At 62.5% G+C, this 14,755-nt stretch carries 14 protein-coding genes; 10 read left to right on the forward strand and 4 right to left on the reverse strand.

The features are described 5' to 3' along the window. Positions 1-141: 141 nt before the first annotated feature. Both epsC and betT read left to right on the forward strand, forming a co-directional pair. On the forward strand, positions 142-1,074 hold the full coding sequence (epsC, locus tag CAF92_RS07000; protein WP_085599943.1) for a serine O-acetyltransferase EpsC: 933 nt from the start codon (positions 142-144) through the stop codon (positions 1,072-1,074). 333 nt (positions 1,075-1,407) lie between these two features. Further along, positions 1,408-3,369, forward strand: a complete 1,962-nt coding sequence (betT, locus tag CAF92_RS07005) for a choline transporter BetT (RefSeq protein WP_178081770.1) — start codon at positions 1,408-1,410, stop codon at positions 3,367-3,369. 119 nt (positions 3,370-3,488) lie between these two features. On the opposite strand, the gene tauD is transcribed toward betT, so the two are convergent. The 4 genes from tauD to tauA are packed head-to-tail and all read right to left on the reverse strand — an operon-like array spanning position 3,489 to position 6,995. Further along, positions 3,489-4,322 (reverse strand): taurine dioxygenase, encoded by an 834-nt coding sequence (gene tauD / locus CAF92_RS07010; RefSeq protein WP_085600142.1) that lies wholly within the window; start codon positions 4,320-4,322, stop codon positions 3,489-3,491. Between the two features lie 48 nt (positions 4,323-4,370). Next, positions 4,371-5,210 (reverse strand): taurine ABC transporter permease TauC, encoded by an 840-nt coding sequence (tauC, locus tag CAF92_RS07015; protein WP_046614541.1) that lies wholly within the window; start codon positions 5,208-5,210, stop codon positions 4,371-4,373. After that, positions 5,207-5,995: a taurine ABC transporter ATP-binding subunit gene (gene tauB / locus CAF92_RS07020; protein WP_085599947.1), complete on the reverse strand. Its 789-nt coding sequence runs from the start codon at positions 5,993-5,995 to the stop codon at positions 5,207-5,209. The genes tauC and tauB overlap by 4 nt, the downstream gene beginning before the upstream one ends. A gap of 28 nt (positions 5,996-6,023) precedes the next feature. Beyond that, complete coding sequence (gene tauA, locus CAF92_RS07025; protein ID WP_085599949.1) at positions 6,024-6,995, reverse strand: taurine ABC transporter substrate-binding protein; 972 nt, start codon at positions 6,993-6,995, stop codon at positions 6,024-6,026. 565 nt (positions 6,996-7,560) lie between these two features. Here tauA and CAF92_RS07030 point away from each other — a divergent pair. From CAF92_RS07030 to CAF92_RS07065, 8 genes are all read left to right on the forward strand, one after another. Next, positions 7,561-8,895: an OprD family porin gene (locus CAF92_RS07030; protein ID WP_085599951.1), complete on the forward strand. Its 1,335-nt coding sequence runs from the start codon at positions 7,561-7,563 to the stop codon at positions 8,893-8,895. A 167-nt stretch (positions 8,896-9,062) separates the two neighbouring features. After that, positions 9,063-9,701 carry a peroxiredoxin gene (locus CAF92_RS07035; protein WP_085599953.1) on the forward strand — a complete coding sequence of 213 codons (639 nt, stop codon included), beginning with the start codon at positions 9,063-9,065 and terminating at the stop codon, positions 9,699-9,701. Between the two features lie 228 nt (positions 9,702-9,929). Beyond that, positions 9,930-10,523, forward strand: coding sequence for an NADPH-dependent FMN reductase (gene ssuE, locus CAF92_RS07040; RefSeq protein ID WP_085599955.1), 594 nt, complete (start codon positions 9,930-9,932; stop codon positions 10,521-10,523). 84 nt (positions 10,524-10,607) lie between these two features. Further along, a complete protein-coding gene (locus tag CAF92_RS07045) occupies positions 10,608-11,573 on the forward strand; it encodes a sulfonate ABC transporter substrate-binding protein (RefSeq protein ID WP_085599957.1) in 966 nt (321 codons plus the stop codon). A gap of 58 nt (positions 11,574-11,631) precedes the next feature. Further along, the gene (gene ssuD / locus CAF92_RS07050) at positions 11,632-12,780 is read left to right on the forward strand and encodes an FMNH2-dependent alkanesulfonate monooxygenase (protein WP_025337326.1); all 1,149 of its coding nucleotides are present in this window, start codon (positions 11,632-11,634) and stop codon (positions 12,778-12,780) included. Between the two features lie 10 nt (positions 12,781-12,790). After that, complete coding sequence (gene ssuC / locus CAF92_RS07055; RefSeq protein ID WP_046614535.1) at positions 12,791-13,588, forward strand: aliphatic sulfonate ABC transporter permease SsuC; 798 nt, start codon at positions 12,791-12,793, stop codon at positions 13,586-13,588. Next, positions 13,585-14,397, forward strand: coding sequence for an aliphatic sulfonates ABC transporter ATP-binding protein (ssuB, locus tag CAF92_RS07060; RefSeq protein WP_013970450.1), 813 nt, complete (start codon positions 13,585-13,587; stop codon positions 14,395-14,397). The genes ssuC and ssuB overlap by 4 nt, the downstream gene beginning before the upstream one ends. A gap of 44 nt (positions 14,398-14,441) precedes the next feature. Then, a complete protein-coding gene (locus CAF92_RS07065; RefSeq protein ID WP_003255829.1) occupies positions 14,442-14,657 on the forward strand; it encodes a molybdopterin-binding protein in 216 nt (71 codons plus the stop codon). Positions 14,658-14,755: the final 98 nt, after the last annotated feature.

The raw sequence follows: 14,755 nt of genomic DNA on the forward strand, positions 1-14,755 counted from the left end.
CGGCCCTTTCGCGGGTGAACCCGCGCCCACAGGGACCCCACAGATCTTGAGCCTTGTGGTGTACCTGTGGGAGCGGGTTTACCCGCGAAAGGGCCTGACCTGCCGATACAAACATTTGGCCTCTTCAGGCAGGAGAAAACCGTGAGCGAACAACCTTCACCCGGGCACTGGCAGTTGCAGAGCATCGTCACCGGCCTGCGCGGTGCCCGTGAACAATGGCGTACCCGCAACGGCCGCAGCAGCGGCGAGCAGGGCGGGCGTGAGCTGCCTTCGCGCGAAGCGATGCGGCACATCCTGGAGCAACTGTGCGGCGCACTGTTCCCCATGCGCCTTGGCCCGGTCGACCTGCGCGAAGAAAGCGAAGACTTCTACGTCGGCCATACATTGGATGCCGCGCTGACTGCGTTGCTGGCCCAGGCCCGCCTGGAGCTGCGCTACGCCGCACGGCAAAGCAAGGGCGAGCTGGCTGGCGTCGATGCTCATGCGCTGAGCCTGGTGCAGGATTTCGCCGCCGCCCTGCCGGGCCTGCGCGTGCTGCTCGACACCGATGTGTTGGCCGCCTATCACGGCGACCCGGCGGCGCGCAGTGTCGATGAAGTGCTGCTGTGCTACCCGGGCATCCTGGCAATCATCCACCACCGCCTGGCGCACCACCTGTACCAGGCCGGCCTGCCGCTACTGGCGCGGATCAGCTCGGAGCTGGCGCATTCGGCCACGGGGATCGACATTCACCCCGGGGCACAGATCGGCCCGAGCTTCTTCATCGACCACGGTACCGGCGTGGTGATCGGCGAAACCGCGATCATAGGCGAGCGTGTGCGCATCTACCAGGCAGTGACCCTGGGTGCCAAGCGCTTCCCCAGCGATGAATCGGGCACCCTGCACAAGGGCCTGCCACGTCACCCGATCGTCGAGGACGATGTGGTGATCTATGCCGGGGCCACGGTGCTGGGGCGGATCACCATCGGCAAAGGCTCGACCATTGGCGGCAATGTGTGGCTGACCCGCAGTGTGCCGGCCGAGAGCAACATTACCCAGGCCAACCTGCAGCTGGATTGCCTGGACAAGAACTGATCTGGCATTTCCTTGGCCTGTACCGGCCTCTTCGCGGGCTTGCCCGCTCCCACAGGGACCGCACAAATATTGAATCTTGTGCAGTACCTGTGGGAGCGGACAAGCCCGCGAAGAGGCCAGTGCAGGAGGGCACCAATCAGCGCCCCGATTCGCATTGAAATCCGATCCATGTTTAACTTGAACGCTTGTTCAATGAAAAAACGCTGGTCCGCTGCCGGTGTTCAACAGGAGGATTCCTTTGCTGAACCCGTTCATTCCGAGCCTTACGTCATTCGACGAGGTGCACCCCCAATGAGTGCACCGACCCCTTCCCTTGCCAACGGCAAGATCCGCATGAACCCCCCGGTGTTCTATTTCGCGGCAAGTTTCATCCTCATCTTCGGCCTGGTGGTCATTTCCTATCCGCAAGCAGCAGGCGACTGGTTGCTGGCGGCGCAGAACTGGGCGGCCAACACGGTCGGCTGGTACTACATGCTGGCGATGACGCTGTACCTGGTCTTCGTGGTGGTCACCGCCTTGTCCGGCTACGGCAAGATCAAGCTCGGTGCCGACCACGACGAGCCCGAGTTCAGCTACCTGTCGTGGGCCGGCATGCTGTTTGCCGCCGGCATCAGCATCACCTTGTTCTTCTTCTGTGTTTCCGAACCCTTGACCCACATGCTGCAGCCGCCCCAGGGCGAAGCGGGCACGGCCGAGGCCGGGCGCCAGGCGATGCAGATACTGTTCCTGCACTGGGGCCTGCATGGCTGGGGTGTGTTCGCCTTCGTTGGTATGGCCCTGGCCTACTTCGCCTACCGGCACAACCTGCCGCTGGCCTTGCGTTCGGCGTTGTACCCGCTGATAGGCAAGCGCATCAACGGGCCGATCGGTTATGCAGTGGACGGCTTCGGCATCATCGCCACGGTGTTCGGCCTGGGTGCCGACATGGGGTTTGGCGTGCTGCACCTGAATGCTGGCCTCGACTACCTGTTCGGCATCGACCACAGCCAGTGGGTGCAGGTGCTGCTAATCACTCTGATGATGGGTGCCGCGGTGGCCGTGGCCGTTGCCGGTGTGGAGAAGGGGGTGCGGGTGATGAGCGACATCAACCTGTTCCTGGCCTGCACGCTGTTGCTGTTCGTGTTGTTTGCAGGGCCTACCCAGCACCTGTTCAACACGCTGATCCAGAACCTCGGCGATTACCTGGGTGCCTTGCCGCGCAAGAGCTTCGACGTCTATGCCTACGGCGAGAACCGTGACTGGCTGGGCGGCTGGACGGTGTTCTACTGGGCCTGGTGGATTGCCTGGGCGCCGTTCGTGGGCCTGTTCATCGCCCGCATCTCCCGTGGCCGCACAATCCGCGAATTCGTCTTTGGTGTGCTGTTGATTCCACTGGGCTTCACCCTGGCGTGGATGTCGATCTTCGGCAACAGCGCCCTGGACCAGGTCATCAACCATGGCATGACAGCGCTGGGCCAGTCGGCGCTGGATAACCCGTCGATGAGCCTGTACCTGCTGCTGGAGACCTACCCCTGGAGCAAGACGGTGATCGCCATGACGGTGTTCATCAGTTTCGTGTTCTTCGTCACCTCGGCCGACTCGGGCACCGTGGTGCTCTCGACCTTGTCGGCCAAGGGTGGTGATGCCGACGAGGATGGGCCGAACTGGCTGCGCATCTTCTGGGGCGCGATGACGGCGCTGATCACCAGTGCGCTGTTGTTCGCCGGCAGCATCGATTCGCTTAAATCGGCGGTGGTGCTGACCTCGTTGCCGTTCTCGCTGATCCTGCTGTGCATGATGTGGGGGCTGCACAAGGCGTTCTACCTGGAGTCGCAACGGCAGATCGCGCAGATGCATTCGCTGGCCCCGTTCGCCCAGTCACGCCGCGGCCGTGGTGGCTGGCGCCAGCGCCTGAGCCAGGCGGTGCACTTCCCGTCGCGTGATGAGGTGTACCGCTTCATGGACGACGTGGTGCGCCCGGCAATTGCCGATGTGCGTGAAGTGTTCGAGCAGAAGGGCCTGGTGCTGATTACCCAGGACGACCCGAGCCACGACAACGTCAGCTTGAAGATTGGCCATGGCGAGGAACAGCCGTTCATTTACCAGGTGCAGATGCGTGGCTACTTCACGCCATCGTTCGCCTTGGGTGGGCTGGGTACGCAAGAGTTGAAGAACCGCCGTTACTACCGGGCGGAGGTGCACCTGAGCGAAGGCAGCCAGAACTATGACCTGGTGGGCTACAGCAAGGAGCAGATCATCAACGACATCCTCGACCAGTACGAACGGCACATGCAGTACCTGCATCTGGTCAGGTAATAACCTGTACCGGCCTCTTCGCGGGCTTGCCCGCTCCCACAGGTCCGACACAGATTTCAGAAACTGTGTTGAACCTGTGGGAGCGGGCAAGCCCGCGAAGAGGCCGGTACAGGCAACAACTAAAAGGGTGCATCCCCGAGGATGGTCGCCCGATGCATCACCCGCCGGTTCGGTCGGTAGTCATCCACGGCAAAATGCTGGGTCACGCGGTTGTCCCAGAACGCCACGTCATTCTCCTGCCACCGCCAGCGAATGCTGAACTCCGGCCGCGTCGCATGGGCGAACAGCAGCTTCAGCAGTGCCTCGCTTTCCAGTTCGCTCAGCTCATTGATGCGCGTGGTGAACCCCTCGTTGACGAACAACGCCTTGCGCCCGCTCACCGGATGCGTGCGCACCACCGGGTGCGACAGCGGCGGGTTGTTGCGCCGGGTTGCTTCCCAGCGCGCCAGGTCTTGCGGTGTGGTACCGAAGCGCTCCAGCGGGAACGATTTGGTGAAGTCATGGGTGGCGGTCAGCCCGTCGAGCATCTCGCGCAGCGGTGCCGACAATGCTTCGAAGGCAGCGATGCCGCTGGCCCACAGGGTATCGCCGCCGTAGGCCGGCAACTGCTTGGCGCTGAGCACCGCGCCCAGGGCCGGGGTCGGCAGAAAGGTCACGTCGGTGTGCCACACGGCGTTGTCGCGCACATCGGTAACCGCCGTGTCGAGGATCAGCACCTGCGGGGTTTCCGGCACGTTGGGGTAGATCGGGTGGATGTGCAGGTCGCCGAAGCGGGCGGCAAAACGTGCCTGCTGCTGCGGGTTGATCGGCTGGTCGCGGAAGAACAGCACCTGGTGTTGCAGCAGTGCCTGCTCGATGGCGTCGCGTTCTTCTAAGGTGATATCGCGGCTGATGTCCACGCCGCTGATCTGGGCGCCAAGCGCCGGGCTGAGGGGGGTAATGGTCAGGCTCATGTCGGTCTCTTCAAACAGGCGCCAGGCTGCTGGCGTGGTCAACAGGATTCAGTGGCTCTGCCCGTGCCAAGGCACCAGTTTGCGTTGCAGGGCACGCAGGCTCATTTCCAGGGCGAAGGCGATCAGCGCGATCAGCAGGATCCCCAGCACCACTACATCGGTAACCAGGAACTGCGCCGCCGACTGCACCATGAAGCCCAGGCCGCTGGTGGCGGCGATCAGCTCGGCGGCCACCAGGGTCGACCAGCCAACGCCCAGGCCAATGCGGATGCCGGTGAGGATGTCGGGCAGGGCGCTGGGCAGGATCACGTGGCGGATCAGCTGGGCCTTGGTCGCGCCCAGCGATTGCGCGGCACGCAGCTTGGCCGGGTCGACCGTGCGTACGCCGGTGGCGGTGGCAATGGCAATAGGGGCGAAGATTGCCAGATAGATCAGCAGCACCTTGGACAGCTCGCCGATGCCGCACCAGATGACGATCAGCGGCAGGTAGGCCAGCGGCGGGATCGGCCGGTAGAACTCGATCAGCGGGTCGAGAATGCCGCGGGCCACGCGGTTGTAGCCGATGGCGATACCCACCGGGATGGCGGTAAGCGTGGCGGCAAGCAGGGCCACGCCGATGCGCCCCAGGCTGGCACCCAGATGCTGCCACAGGCTGGCATCCATGTAGCCTTGGGTCAGCAGGGTTCCGGCCTTGGTCAGGATGTCGGCGGGCGAGGGCAGGAACAGCGGTTCGATCCAGCCGGCCGCTGTCACCAGCCACCAGGCAAACAACAGGCTGGCCAGGGTCAGGGTGCTTATCCAGCGGGTGGGCAGGGGGCGGCGCAGCTTGGTGGCTGGCCGGGGTTGGGTGTTGCGTTTGCCGGCGACCGGCAGGTCCAGGCTGCTCATGCGCGCTCCTGCAAGCTTTGACGTTGGGAGAACACCCGTGCCAGTACGTGCTCGCGGGTCTCGATGAAGGCCGGGTCGGACTTGATCGCCCGCGCGGGTTCACCTGCTGCGTAGCGCTGGCCGAAGTCCAGTTGCAGGCGCTCCACCACGCGCCCCGGATTGGGCGCCAGCAGCACCAGCTCGCTGGCGAGGAACACTGCTTCTTCGATGTCGTGAGTAATCAGAAACACCGGCTTGGCAGTGCGTTGCCATACCTGCAGCAACAATTCCTGCATCTGCTCGCGGGTGAAGGCATCAAGAGCGCCGAACGGCTCGTCCATCAGCAACACCCGTGGATTGGCTGCCAACGCCCGGGCCAGGCCCACGCGCTGCTTCTGGCCACCGGACAATTGCCAGATACGCCGCTCGCCAAAGCCATCCAGGTCGACCAGGGCCAACATTTCGCGGGCCTTGGCCTCACGCTCGGCACGTGATACGCCGGCCAGTTCCAGGCCGAATGCGACGTTGCCCAGCACGTTCTGCCAGGGCAGCAGCGCATCGTCCTGGAACACTACGCCGCGCTCGGCGCCGGGGCCCTGGACGGGCACGCCGTCCAGGGTGATGCGCCCGCCGCTGGGGGCGACGAAGCCGGCGATCAGGTTGAGCAGCGAGGTCTTGCCGCTGCCGGAAGGCCCCAGGGCCACCAGCAGTTGGCGTGGCCCCAGGCTCAGGTTGATGTCGGCCAGTACCGGGGTTTCGGCACCGGGGTACTGTGCGCTGATGCGCTCCAGTTCGAGCAAGGCCATGGCAGGCTCCGGTCGGTTTTCTACAGGCTTAGTTGGGCAGGTACTGGGCGCTGACGTACGGCGAGTAGTCCGGCAGCACCGCGTCGACCTTGCCTTGCTGCTTGAGGAAGGTGGCCGTGTCGGTCAGCGCCTGGGTGGTCGGCGCGCCCAGTGCATTGGCCTGGTCGGCGGCCAGCGGGTAGACGTTGCCCTGCAGCAGCACCGGGATGTCAGCAGGTTTGGCACCAGACAGTTTGGCCAGCTTGCTCACGTTGTCGGGGTTGGCCAGCCAGGCTTGCGGGTTCTTGCGGTAGTCGGCGTAGGCGTCGAGGGTGACCTTGGCGAAGGCCTTGACCACGTCGGGATGCTTGGCGGCGAAGTCCTTGCGCACGATCCACGCGTCGAACGTCGGTGCGCCTTTCTCGGCCAGCTCGCCGGAGGTAATCAGCACCTTGCCGTTTTCCTTGGCTACGCCCAGGGCCGGGTCCCAGACGTAGGTGGCGTCGATGTCGCCGCGCTTCCAGGCGGCAATGATCGCCGGCGGCGCCAGGTTGAGGATCTGCACCTTGGACGGGTCGATGTTCCAGCTCTTCAGCGCGGCCAGCAGGCTGTAGTGGCCTGTGGAGACGAACGGCACGGCGACTTTCTTGCCGACCAGGTCTTGTGGCGTCTTGATGCTGTCGCGAGCGACCAGCGCTTCACCGGCGCCAATCTGTGTGGCGATCAGGAAGGTCTCGACCGGCAGCTTGCGGGTGGCTGCGGCGGCCAGCGGGCTGGAGCCCAGGTAGCCGATCTGTACGTCGCCGCTGGCTACGGCGGTGATCACCTCGGCGCCGTTGTCGAATTTGCGCCAGTCGATGCTGGTGTTGCTGGCTTTTTCGTAGTTGCCATCGACCTGCGCCACTTTGGCTGGGTCGACGGTGGTCTGGTAGGCCACGGTCAGGTCGGCAGCCTGGGCCAACCAACTGGCGCTGGCGAGGGTCAGGGCGGCGAACAGGCGCAGCGGAGCGTGCGGGATCATGGTGGACCTCTCGTCAGGCAATCGGTGTGATGGATGGCGAGAAGGCTAAATGATCTAAGAAAATTAAAATAAATAACTTTTTTGCATTAGCTTAGGAGCCAATTGCTTTAACCATGCTGTCTTTACGCGATCCCCTGTGGGAGCGGGCATGCCCGCTCCCACATCGAGCGCACGAAGGACGCACCATAGGTAATCCTGGGCAATGGCGAAATCACAGACGGCTGCTAGGCTTTTTCGTCCCGATAGAACGTTACGGAATTAGGTTATGAGCAAACGTTTGCAAATAGCCAAGGGTTATGAAAAATACGCTGCTGCTAACGAATGGCAGTAACAGTTCCTAACATATTCCTTAAAAATCTTACCAATTCATAAAACAGTCATTTTGGATTTATAGGATTGTCATTATCCTGTAGCGCAGGTGGCGTCTTAGACCAAAGTCGAGAAACGTTTAGAAACGATTGACTAAACGGTCACACTTTGGGACTAAATCGCCAATCCACGGTGAGCGGGGCAGCAGATCCCACCGCCAGAGATACACAAGAATTAGAACGTAGAGGAGCAAAACATGTACAAGTCCAGCCTGGCCCTGGCCGTGGCACTGGGGGTTCTCGCCCAACAAGCAGGCGCTGCCGGTTTCGTTGAAGACAGCAAACTGTCGCTCAGCTCGCGCACCATGTACTTCAACGACGACAACCGCGAAAGCGGTATCGACCAGAAAGAAAGCGGTCAAGGCTTCAAACTCGACTACCTGTCTGGCTTCACCGAAGGCACCGTAGGTTTTGGTGTCGACGTTCAGGCACTGTGGGGCATTCACCTGGATGGTGGCCGTGGTAGCCGCCAAGATGCCAACAACACCTTCTTCCCAAGTGACTCCGATGGTTCGGCAGTCCACGACTGGGCACGCATTGGTGGTAACGCCAAGGCTCGCTTCTCCAAGACCGAGGTCCACTACGGTAGCGCCCTGGCGCCTATGCTGCCGATCCTGGTCTCCAACGATGGCCGTCTGCTGCCACAGACCTTCGAGGGTGGCACCCTGCAGTCGAAGGAAATCGACAATCTGACCATCAATGCTGGTCAACTGACCCACGCCATGGGTCGTGCTTCGAGCAACCGTACCGGTCTTTCCGTTTCTGGCGCCTTCCGCGACAGCAACAAGTTCCAGTTTGCCGGTGGTGACTACAAGCTCACTCCAGACCTGACCCTGCAGTACTACTACTCGAACCTGGAAGACTTCTACAAGCAGCACTTCCTGGGTGCTACCCACGTCTTCAAGATCGCCGACAACCAGTCGTTCAAGACCGACCTGCGCTACTTCGATAGCCGCAGCGACGGCAAGAATGGCGAGACCGGTTACGCCTTCGACAACAACGGTGGCTACGCGAAGAACGGGGGCGAGGTCGACAACAAGACCTGGAGCGCCATGTTCACCTACACCCTGGGTGGCCACGCGCTGATGCTCGGTCACCAGCAAGTGGGTGACGATGGTGGTTTCGTCTGGCTGAACCAAGGTAGCGTCCGCAAGGACGGCGCCACTTCCTCGCTGGAAGGCAATGGCGGCGCAAGCTTCTACCTGTTCACCGATAGCATGATCAATCAGTTCGCTCGTGCCGGTGAGAACACCACCTTCGGTCAGTACTCCTATGACTTCGCGTCCCTGGGCGTTCCAGGCCTGAAGGCTTCGGTGGCCTACCTGCGTGGTGACGACATCCGCAACAAGTCGGGCGACGGCAGCTACAACGAATGGGAACGTGACGCACGCGTCGACTACACCATTCAGCAAGGCTCCCTCAAAGGCCTGGGCTTCAGCCTGCGTCAGGGTGTTTACCGTGGTAGCGGCGAAAGCATCGGGGACAAAGACCAGACTCGCTTCATCGTGAACTACACTTACAACTTCCTGTAAGTCGTTGCTGAACAAGAAGCCTCGCCTAGCGCGAGGCTTTTTTGTATCTGCGATTTCGTATGCCTAATGGTTATAAATAAATCAGTATTTATTCTTTTTGTTTTTAATCAAATGCAGGCACATTCAACCCACACGGTACAGAACCCAGCACAAAGGAGCCGCAGCCCATGAGCCTAAAACTCGGTGATATCGCCCCCGATTTCGAACAGGATTCCAGCGAAGGCAAGATCCGCTTCCACGAGTGGCTGGGCAACAGCTGGGGGGTGTTGTTCTCCCACCCGGCCGACTTCACTCCGGTGTGCACCACCGAACTGGGCCTTACCGCCAAGCTGAGGGACGATTTCGCCAAACGCGGGGTCAAGGCCATCGCCCTGTCGGTGGACCCGGTCGATTCGCACCACCGCTGGATCGATGACATCAACGAAACCCAGAACACCGTGGTCAACTTCCCGATCATTGCCGACGCCGACCGCAAGGTGTCTGACCTGTACGACCTGATCCACCCGAACGCCAGCGACACCCTGACTGTGCGCTCGCTGTTCGTCATCGACCCGAACAAGAAGGTGCGCCTGACCATCACCTACCCGGCCAGTACCGGGCGCAACTTCAACGAAATCTTGCGGGTGATCGACTCGCTGCAGCTGACCGACAACCACAAGGTCGCCACGCCAGGTAACTGGCAGGACGGTGACGACGTGGTAATCGTGCCCTCGCTGAAGGATGAAGAAGAGATCAAACAGCGCTTCCCCAAAGGTTACCGGGCGGTCAAACCCTATCTGCGGCTGACCCCGCAGCCCAATCGTTAAAGGATTCCTCGTTGCATTGCTCTTAGCCAAAGCAGGGATATTCGGGCCGTTTCGACGGCCCTTTTTTATGCCTGCTGAAAACTGCGATGGCTTCTTCGCGGGTATACCCGCGAAAGGGTCAAAACAGGAGATTGATAAAAATGGAATAAACAAATGAAAAAATATGATTTCTAGATATATGCGCCGACTGTTAATGTCACCTCCAACAGAAAACAAGGAAGCGCTGCAATGCTGGTCGTCTCAATCGGTGGTAGCCCCAGTACCCGTTCACGCTCCGGCGTGCTGCTGGAGCGTTCTCGCCAGTGGCTGCAGGACCGTGGCGTCGAGGTAGTGACGTTCCAGGTACGTGACTTTCCCGCCGAAGACCTGCTGCACGCCCGTTTCGACAGCCCGCAGGTGCAGCACTTCCAGCAGCTGGTGGCCCAGGCCGATGGCCTGATAGTCGCCACGCCCGTATACAAGGCCTCGTTCGTCGGTGCCCTGAAAACCTTGCTCGACCTGCTGCCCGAACGCGCCCTGGTACACAAGATCGTGTTGCCAATCGCCACCGGCGGCAGCATCGCTCACATGCTGGCGGTGGATTACGCATTGAAACCTGTGCTGTCGGCACTCAAGGCGCAAGAGACCCTGCAAGGGATCTTCGCCGACGACAGTCAGGTCGCCTACGGAGAAGGCAGCAGGCCTGCGCAGCTCGCAGCTGCGCTGGAAGAACGCCTGCAGGACGCGCTGGAAACCTTCCACGTTGCACTGGCCCGTCGGCCGCGCCCCGTGGCCCCCGGCGTATTGAACGAACGCCTGATCAGCGCTCGCTGGAGCATTTGACCGGCCCAACCCGCTTTACCACCTTACTCGCCCGACAACGAGGCAAGCAGGTGCAACCCGAACCCACTCGCACAGGAGAGCGCCATGCGCACAGTCTTCTTGCGTCGCGGTCTGGTCGCCCTGTTTGCGGCGGCTGTGTCCTTCGGCGCCATCACCCAAGCCCAGGCCGAGAGCCTGCGTATCGGTTACCAGAAATACGGCACCCTGGTGCTGCTCAAGGCCAAGGGCACGCTGGAAAAGCGCCTGGCCGAGCAGGGCGTGCAGGTGCAATGGACCGAGTTCCCCGGCGGCCCGCAGCTGCTTGAGGGGCTGAACGTCGGCTCCATCGACTTTGGCGTCACCGGCGAAACCCCACCGGTGTTTGCCCAGGCCGCCGGTGCCGACCTGCTGTACGTCGCCTACGAGCCGCCAGCCCCGCACAGCGAGGCGATCCTGGTGCCGAAGGGCTCACCGATCCAGTCGGTCAAAGACCTCAAGGGCAAGAAAGTCGCCCTCAACAAAGGCTCCAACGTTCACTACCTGCTGGTTCGCGCCCTGGAAGACGCAGGCCTGAAATACACCGACATCCAGCCGGTGTACCTGCCACCGGCCGACGCCCGCGCCGCCTTCGAGCGCGGCAGCGTGGACGCCTGGGTGATCTGGGACCCGTACCAGGCTGCCGCCGAGAAACAGCTGCAGGCTCATACCCTGCGTGACGGCAAGGGCCTGGTCGACAACCATCAGTTCTACCTGGCCACTCGCAACTACGCGACCCAGCACCCGGCTGTGATCAACACCCTGATCGAAGAAGTGCGTGCCGTGGGTGAATGGTCCCAGGCCAACCCACAGGAAGTGACAGAACAGGTCGCGCCGCTGCTCGGCCTGCCTGGCGACATCACCCTGACCTCGGTCAAGCGCCAAGGCTACGGTGCCGCGCCGCTCACCCCGGAAGTGGTGGCCGCACAACAGAAGATCGCCGACACGTTCCAGGCACTGAAGCTGATTCCCAAGCCGCTGAGCATCAAGGACGTGATCTGGACACCCCCGGCCAAGGTCGCCAGTGCGCCTTGATTGATTCGCCTGCGCCGGGGCGCCGCCCTGGCTGAGCCCCCTTGAGGAGACAACTCCAATGAGCCTTAACATCTTCTGGTTCCTTCCTACCCACGGTGACGGCAAGTACCTGGGCACTTCCGATGGTGCACGCGCCGTCGACCATGGCTACCTTCAGCAGATCGCCCAGGCGGCTGACCGGCTCGGCTTTGGTGGCGTGCTGATCCCTACCGGGCGTTCCTGCGAGGACTCCTGGCTGGTCGCGGCATCGCTGATTCCTGTGACCCAGCGGCTGAAGTTCCTGGTTGCCCTGCGCCCCGGGATCATTTCGCCGACCGTGGCGGCACGCCAGGCAGCAACCCTTGATCGCCTGTCCAACGGCCGCGCGCTGTTCAACCTGGTGACCGGTGGCGACCCGGACGAGTTGGCCGGTGACGGCCTGCACCTGAACCATCAGGAACGTTATGAAGCCTCTGTGGAGTTCACCCGTATCTGGCGCAAGGTGCTGGAAGGCGAGGTGGTCGACTATGACGGCAAGCACATCCAGGTGAAGGGCGCCAAGCTGCTCTACCCGCCGATCCAGCAACCACGCCCACCTCTGTATTTCGGCGGTTCCTCCGAAGCCGCACAGGACCTGGCCGCCGAGCAGGTCGAGCTGTACCTGACCTGGGGCGAGCCGCCGAGTGCGGTCGCCGAAAAAATCGCCCAGGTGCGTGAGAAAGCCGCTGCCCAGGGCCGTGAAGTGCGCTTCGGCATCCGCCTGCACGTGATCGTGCGGGAGACCAACGAAGAAGCATGGGCCGCCGCCGACAAGCTGATCTCGCACCTGGACGACGACACCATCGCTCGTGCCCAGGCCTCGCTTGCGCGCTTCGACTCGGTCGGCCAGCAACGCATGGCCGCCCTGCACAACGGCAACCGTGACAAGCTGGAAGTCAGCCCCAACCTGTGGGCCGGTGTCGGCCTGGTACGTGGTGGTGCCGGTACCGCGCTGGTGGGGGATGGCCCCACCGTCGCGGCGCGGGTCAAGGAATATGCCGAGCTGGGCATCGATACCTTCATCTTCTCCGGGTACCCGCACCTGGAAGAGTCGTACCGGGTGGCCGAGCTGCTGTTCCCGCACCTGGATGTGCAACGCCCGGAGCAAGCCAAGACCGGTGGCTATGTGAGCCCGTTTGGCGAAATGGTGGCCAACGACATCCTGCCCAAGTCCGTAGCGCAGAGCTGAGGGCCAGGCCATGAGTCGTGCAACTTCCAACAACCTTGGCCAGCGCCTGGCGCCATGGGCGCTGCCGGTACTGCTGCTGGCTGCCTGGCAACTGGCGGTCAGCGCCGGCTGGCTGTCTACGCGCATCTTGCCTGCGCCCAGCGCCGTGGTCAGCGCCGGCGTCGAGCTGGTGCGCAGCGGCGAGATCTGGACCCACCTGGCCATCAGTGGCTGGCGTGCCGGGTTGGGCTTCGTCATCGGTGGCAGCATCGGCCTGGTGCTGGGCTTTATCACCGGCCTGTCGAACTGGGGCGAACGCCTGCTCGACAGCTCGGTACAGATGATTCGCAACGTGCCACACCTGGCGCTGATCCCGCTGGTGATCCTTTGGTTTGGTATCGACGAGTCGGCAAAGATCTTCCTGGTCGCGCTGGGCACGCTGTTCCCGATCTACCTGAACACCTACCACGGTATCCGCAACGTCGACCCGGCGCTGGTGGAGATGGCGCGCAGCTATGGCTTGTCCGGCTTCAGCCTGTTCCGCCAGGTAATCCTGCCCGGGGCATTGCCTTCGATCCTGGTAGGCGTGCGCTTTGCCCTGGGCTTCATGTGGCTGACCCTGATCGTTGCCGAAACCATTTCGGCCAATGCCGGCATCGGTTACCTGGCGATGAACGCCCGTGAGTTCCTGCAGACCGACGTGGTGGTGCTGGCCATCGTCATGTATGCCGTGCTCGGCAAGCTTGCCGACCTCGCCGCCCGCGGCCTGGAGCGTGTGTGGCTGCGCTGGCACCCGGCCTATCAAGTGGCGAAGAAGGAGGGCGCATGACCGTGCTCAAGGAACAGCCGCCACGCCTGCTGCGTGGTATCCCGCTGGCATCCAGCGGCCTGCGCAAAACCTTTGGCCAGCGAGAGGTACTGAAGGGTATCGAGCTGCATATTCCTGCCGGCCAGTTCGTCGCCATCGTCGGCCGTAGTGGCTGCGGCAAGAGCACCTTGCTGCGCCTGCTCGCCGGTCTCGATCAGCCTACTGCAGGCCAGTTGCTGGCCGGTGCCGCGCCGCTGGAGCAGGCCCGCGAAGAAACCCGCCTGATGTTCCAGGACGCGCGCCTGCTGCCATGGAAGAAGGTGATCGACAACGTTGGCCTGGGCCTGTCTGGCGACTGGCGCCCGCGTGCGCTGGAAGCGCTGGAGTCGGTTGGCCTGGCCGACCGCGCCAATGAATGGCCGGCGGCACTCTCGGGTGGCCAGAAGCAGCGCGTGGCCCTGGCCCGGGCGCTGATTCACCAGCCGCGCCTGCTGCTGCTGGACGAGCCGCTCGGTGCGCTGGATGCGTTGACCCGTATCGAGATGCAGCAACTGATCGAACGCCTGTGGCGTCAGCACGGCTTCACCGTGTTGCTGGTTACCCACGATGTCAGCGAGGCAGTCGCCGTGGCTGACCGGGTGATCCTGATCGAGGACGGCGAGGTCGGGCTCGACCTCACTGTCGACCTGGCACGGCCTCGGGCGCGTGGTTCGCACCGCCTGGCCGCGCTGGAAAGCGAAGTGCTCAACCGTGTTCTGTCGGCCCCGGGCGCTGCGCCCGAGCCGGATCCTGTAGCCCCTTTGCCCACGCAACTGCGTTGGGCGCACTGACTGACTCACTTACCAGACTGAAGCCATAGAGAAGGAATCAAATCATGACCATCAAAGCCATCAACGTTCGCAACCAGTTCAAAGGCACCGTGAAAGAAATCCTCGAAGGCCCGGTACTGTCGGAAATCGACGTGCAGACCGCCTCGGGCATCGTCACTTCGGTCATCACCACCCGCTCTGTGCGTGAGCTGGAGCTGCAGGTGGGCAGTGAAGTGATTGCCTTCGTGAAGTCGACTGAAGTGTCCATCGCCAAGCTGTGACAGGTGTGGGCCATGGGGCTGCTTTGCAGCCCTTCGCGGGCACGCCCGCTCCCACAGGTACTGCGCAGGTTTCAGGTTTTGCGCGGTCCCTGTGGGAG

The sequence above is a fragment of the Pseudomonas sp. B10(2017) genome (genome assembly GCF_002113295.1).
GTDB lineage: Bacteria > Pseudomonadota > Gammaproteobacteria > Pseudomonadales > Pseudomonadaceae > Aquipseudomonas > Aquipseudomonas pudica.

Excerpts from the sequence above, each read along its gene's own strand:
- ssuE (WP_085599955.1), top strand. The coding sequence starts at position 9,930 with ATGCTGGTCGTCTCAATCGGTGGTAGCCCCAGTACCCGTTCACGCTCC.
- tauA (WP_085599949.1), bottom strand. The coding sequence starts at position 6,995 with ATGATCCCGCACGCTCCGCTGCGCCTGTTCGCCGCCCTGACCCTCGCC.
- CAF92_RS07045 (WP_085599957.1), top strand. The coding sequence starts at position 10,608 with ATGCGCACAGTCTTCTTGCGTCGCGGTCTGGTCGCCCTGTTTGCGGCG.
- betT (WP_178081770.1), top strand. The coding sequence starts at position 1,408 with ATGAACCCCCCGGTGTTCTATTTCGCGGCAAGTTTCATCCTCATCTTC.
- CAF92_RS07035 (WP_085599953.1), top strand. The coding sequence starts at position 9,063 with ATGAGCCTAAAACTCGGTGATATCGCCCCCGATTTCGAACAGGATTCC.
- ssuC (WP_046614535.1), top strand. The coding sequence starts at position 12,791 with ATGAGTCGTGCAACTTCCAACAACCTTGGCCAGCGCCTGGCGCCATGG.
- tauD (WP_085600142.1), bottom strand. The coding sequence starts at position 4,322 with ATGAGCCTGACCATTACCCCCCTCAGCCCGGCGCTTGGCGCCCAGATC.
- CAF92_RS07065 (WP_003255829.1), top strand. The coding sequence starts at position 14,442 with ATGACCATCAAAGCCATCAACGTTCGCAACCAGTTCAAAGGCACCGTG.
- tauC (WP_046614541.1), bottom strand. The coding sequence starts at position 5,210 with ATGAGCAGCCTGGACCTGCCGGTCGCCGGCAAACGCAACACCCAACCC.
- ssuD (WP_025337326.1), top strand. The coding sequence starts at position 11,632 with ATGAGCCTTAACATCTTCTGGTTCCTTCCTACCCACGGTGACGGCAAG.
- CAF92_RS07030 (WP_085599951.1), top strand. The coding sequence starts at position 7,561 with ATGTACAAGTCCAGCCTGGCCCTGGCCGTGGCACTGGGGGTTCTCGCC.
- tauB (WP_085599947.1), bottom strand. The coding sequence starts at position 5,995 with ATGGCCTTGCTCGAACTGGAGCGCATCAGCGCACAGTACCCCGGTGCC.
- ssuB (WP_013970450.1), top strand. The coding sequence starts at position 13,585 with ATGACCGTGCTCAAGGAACAGCCGCCACGCCTGCTGCGTGGTATCCCG.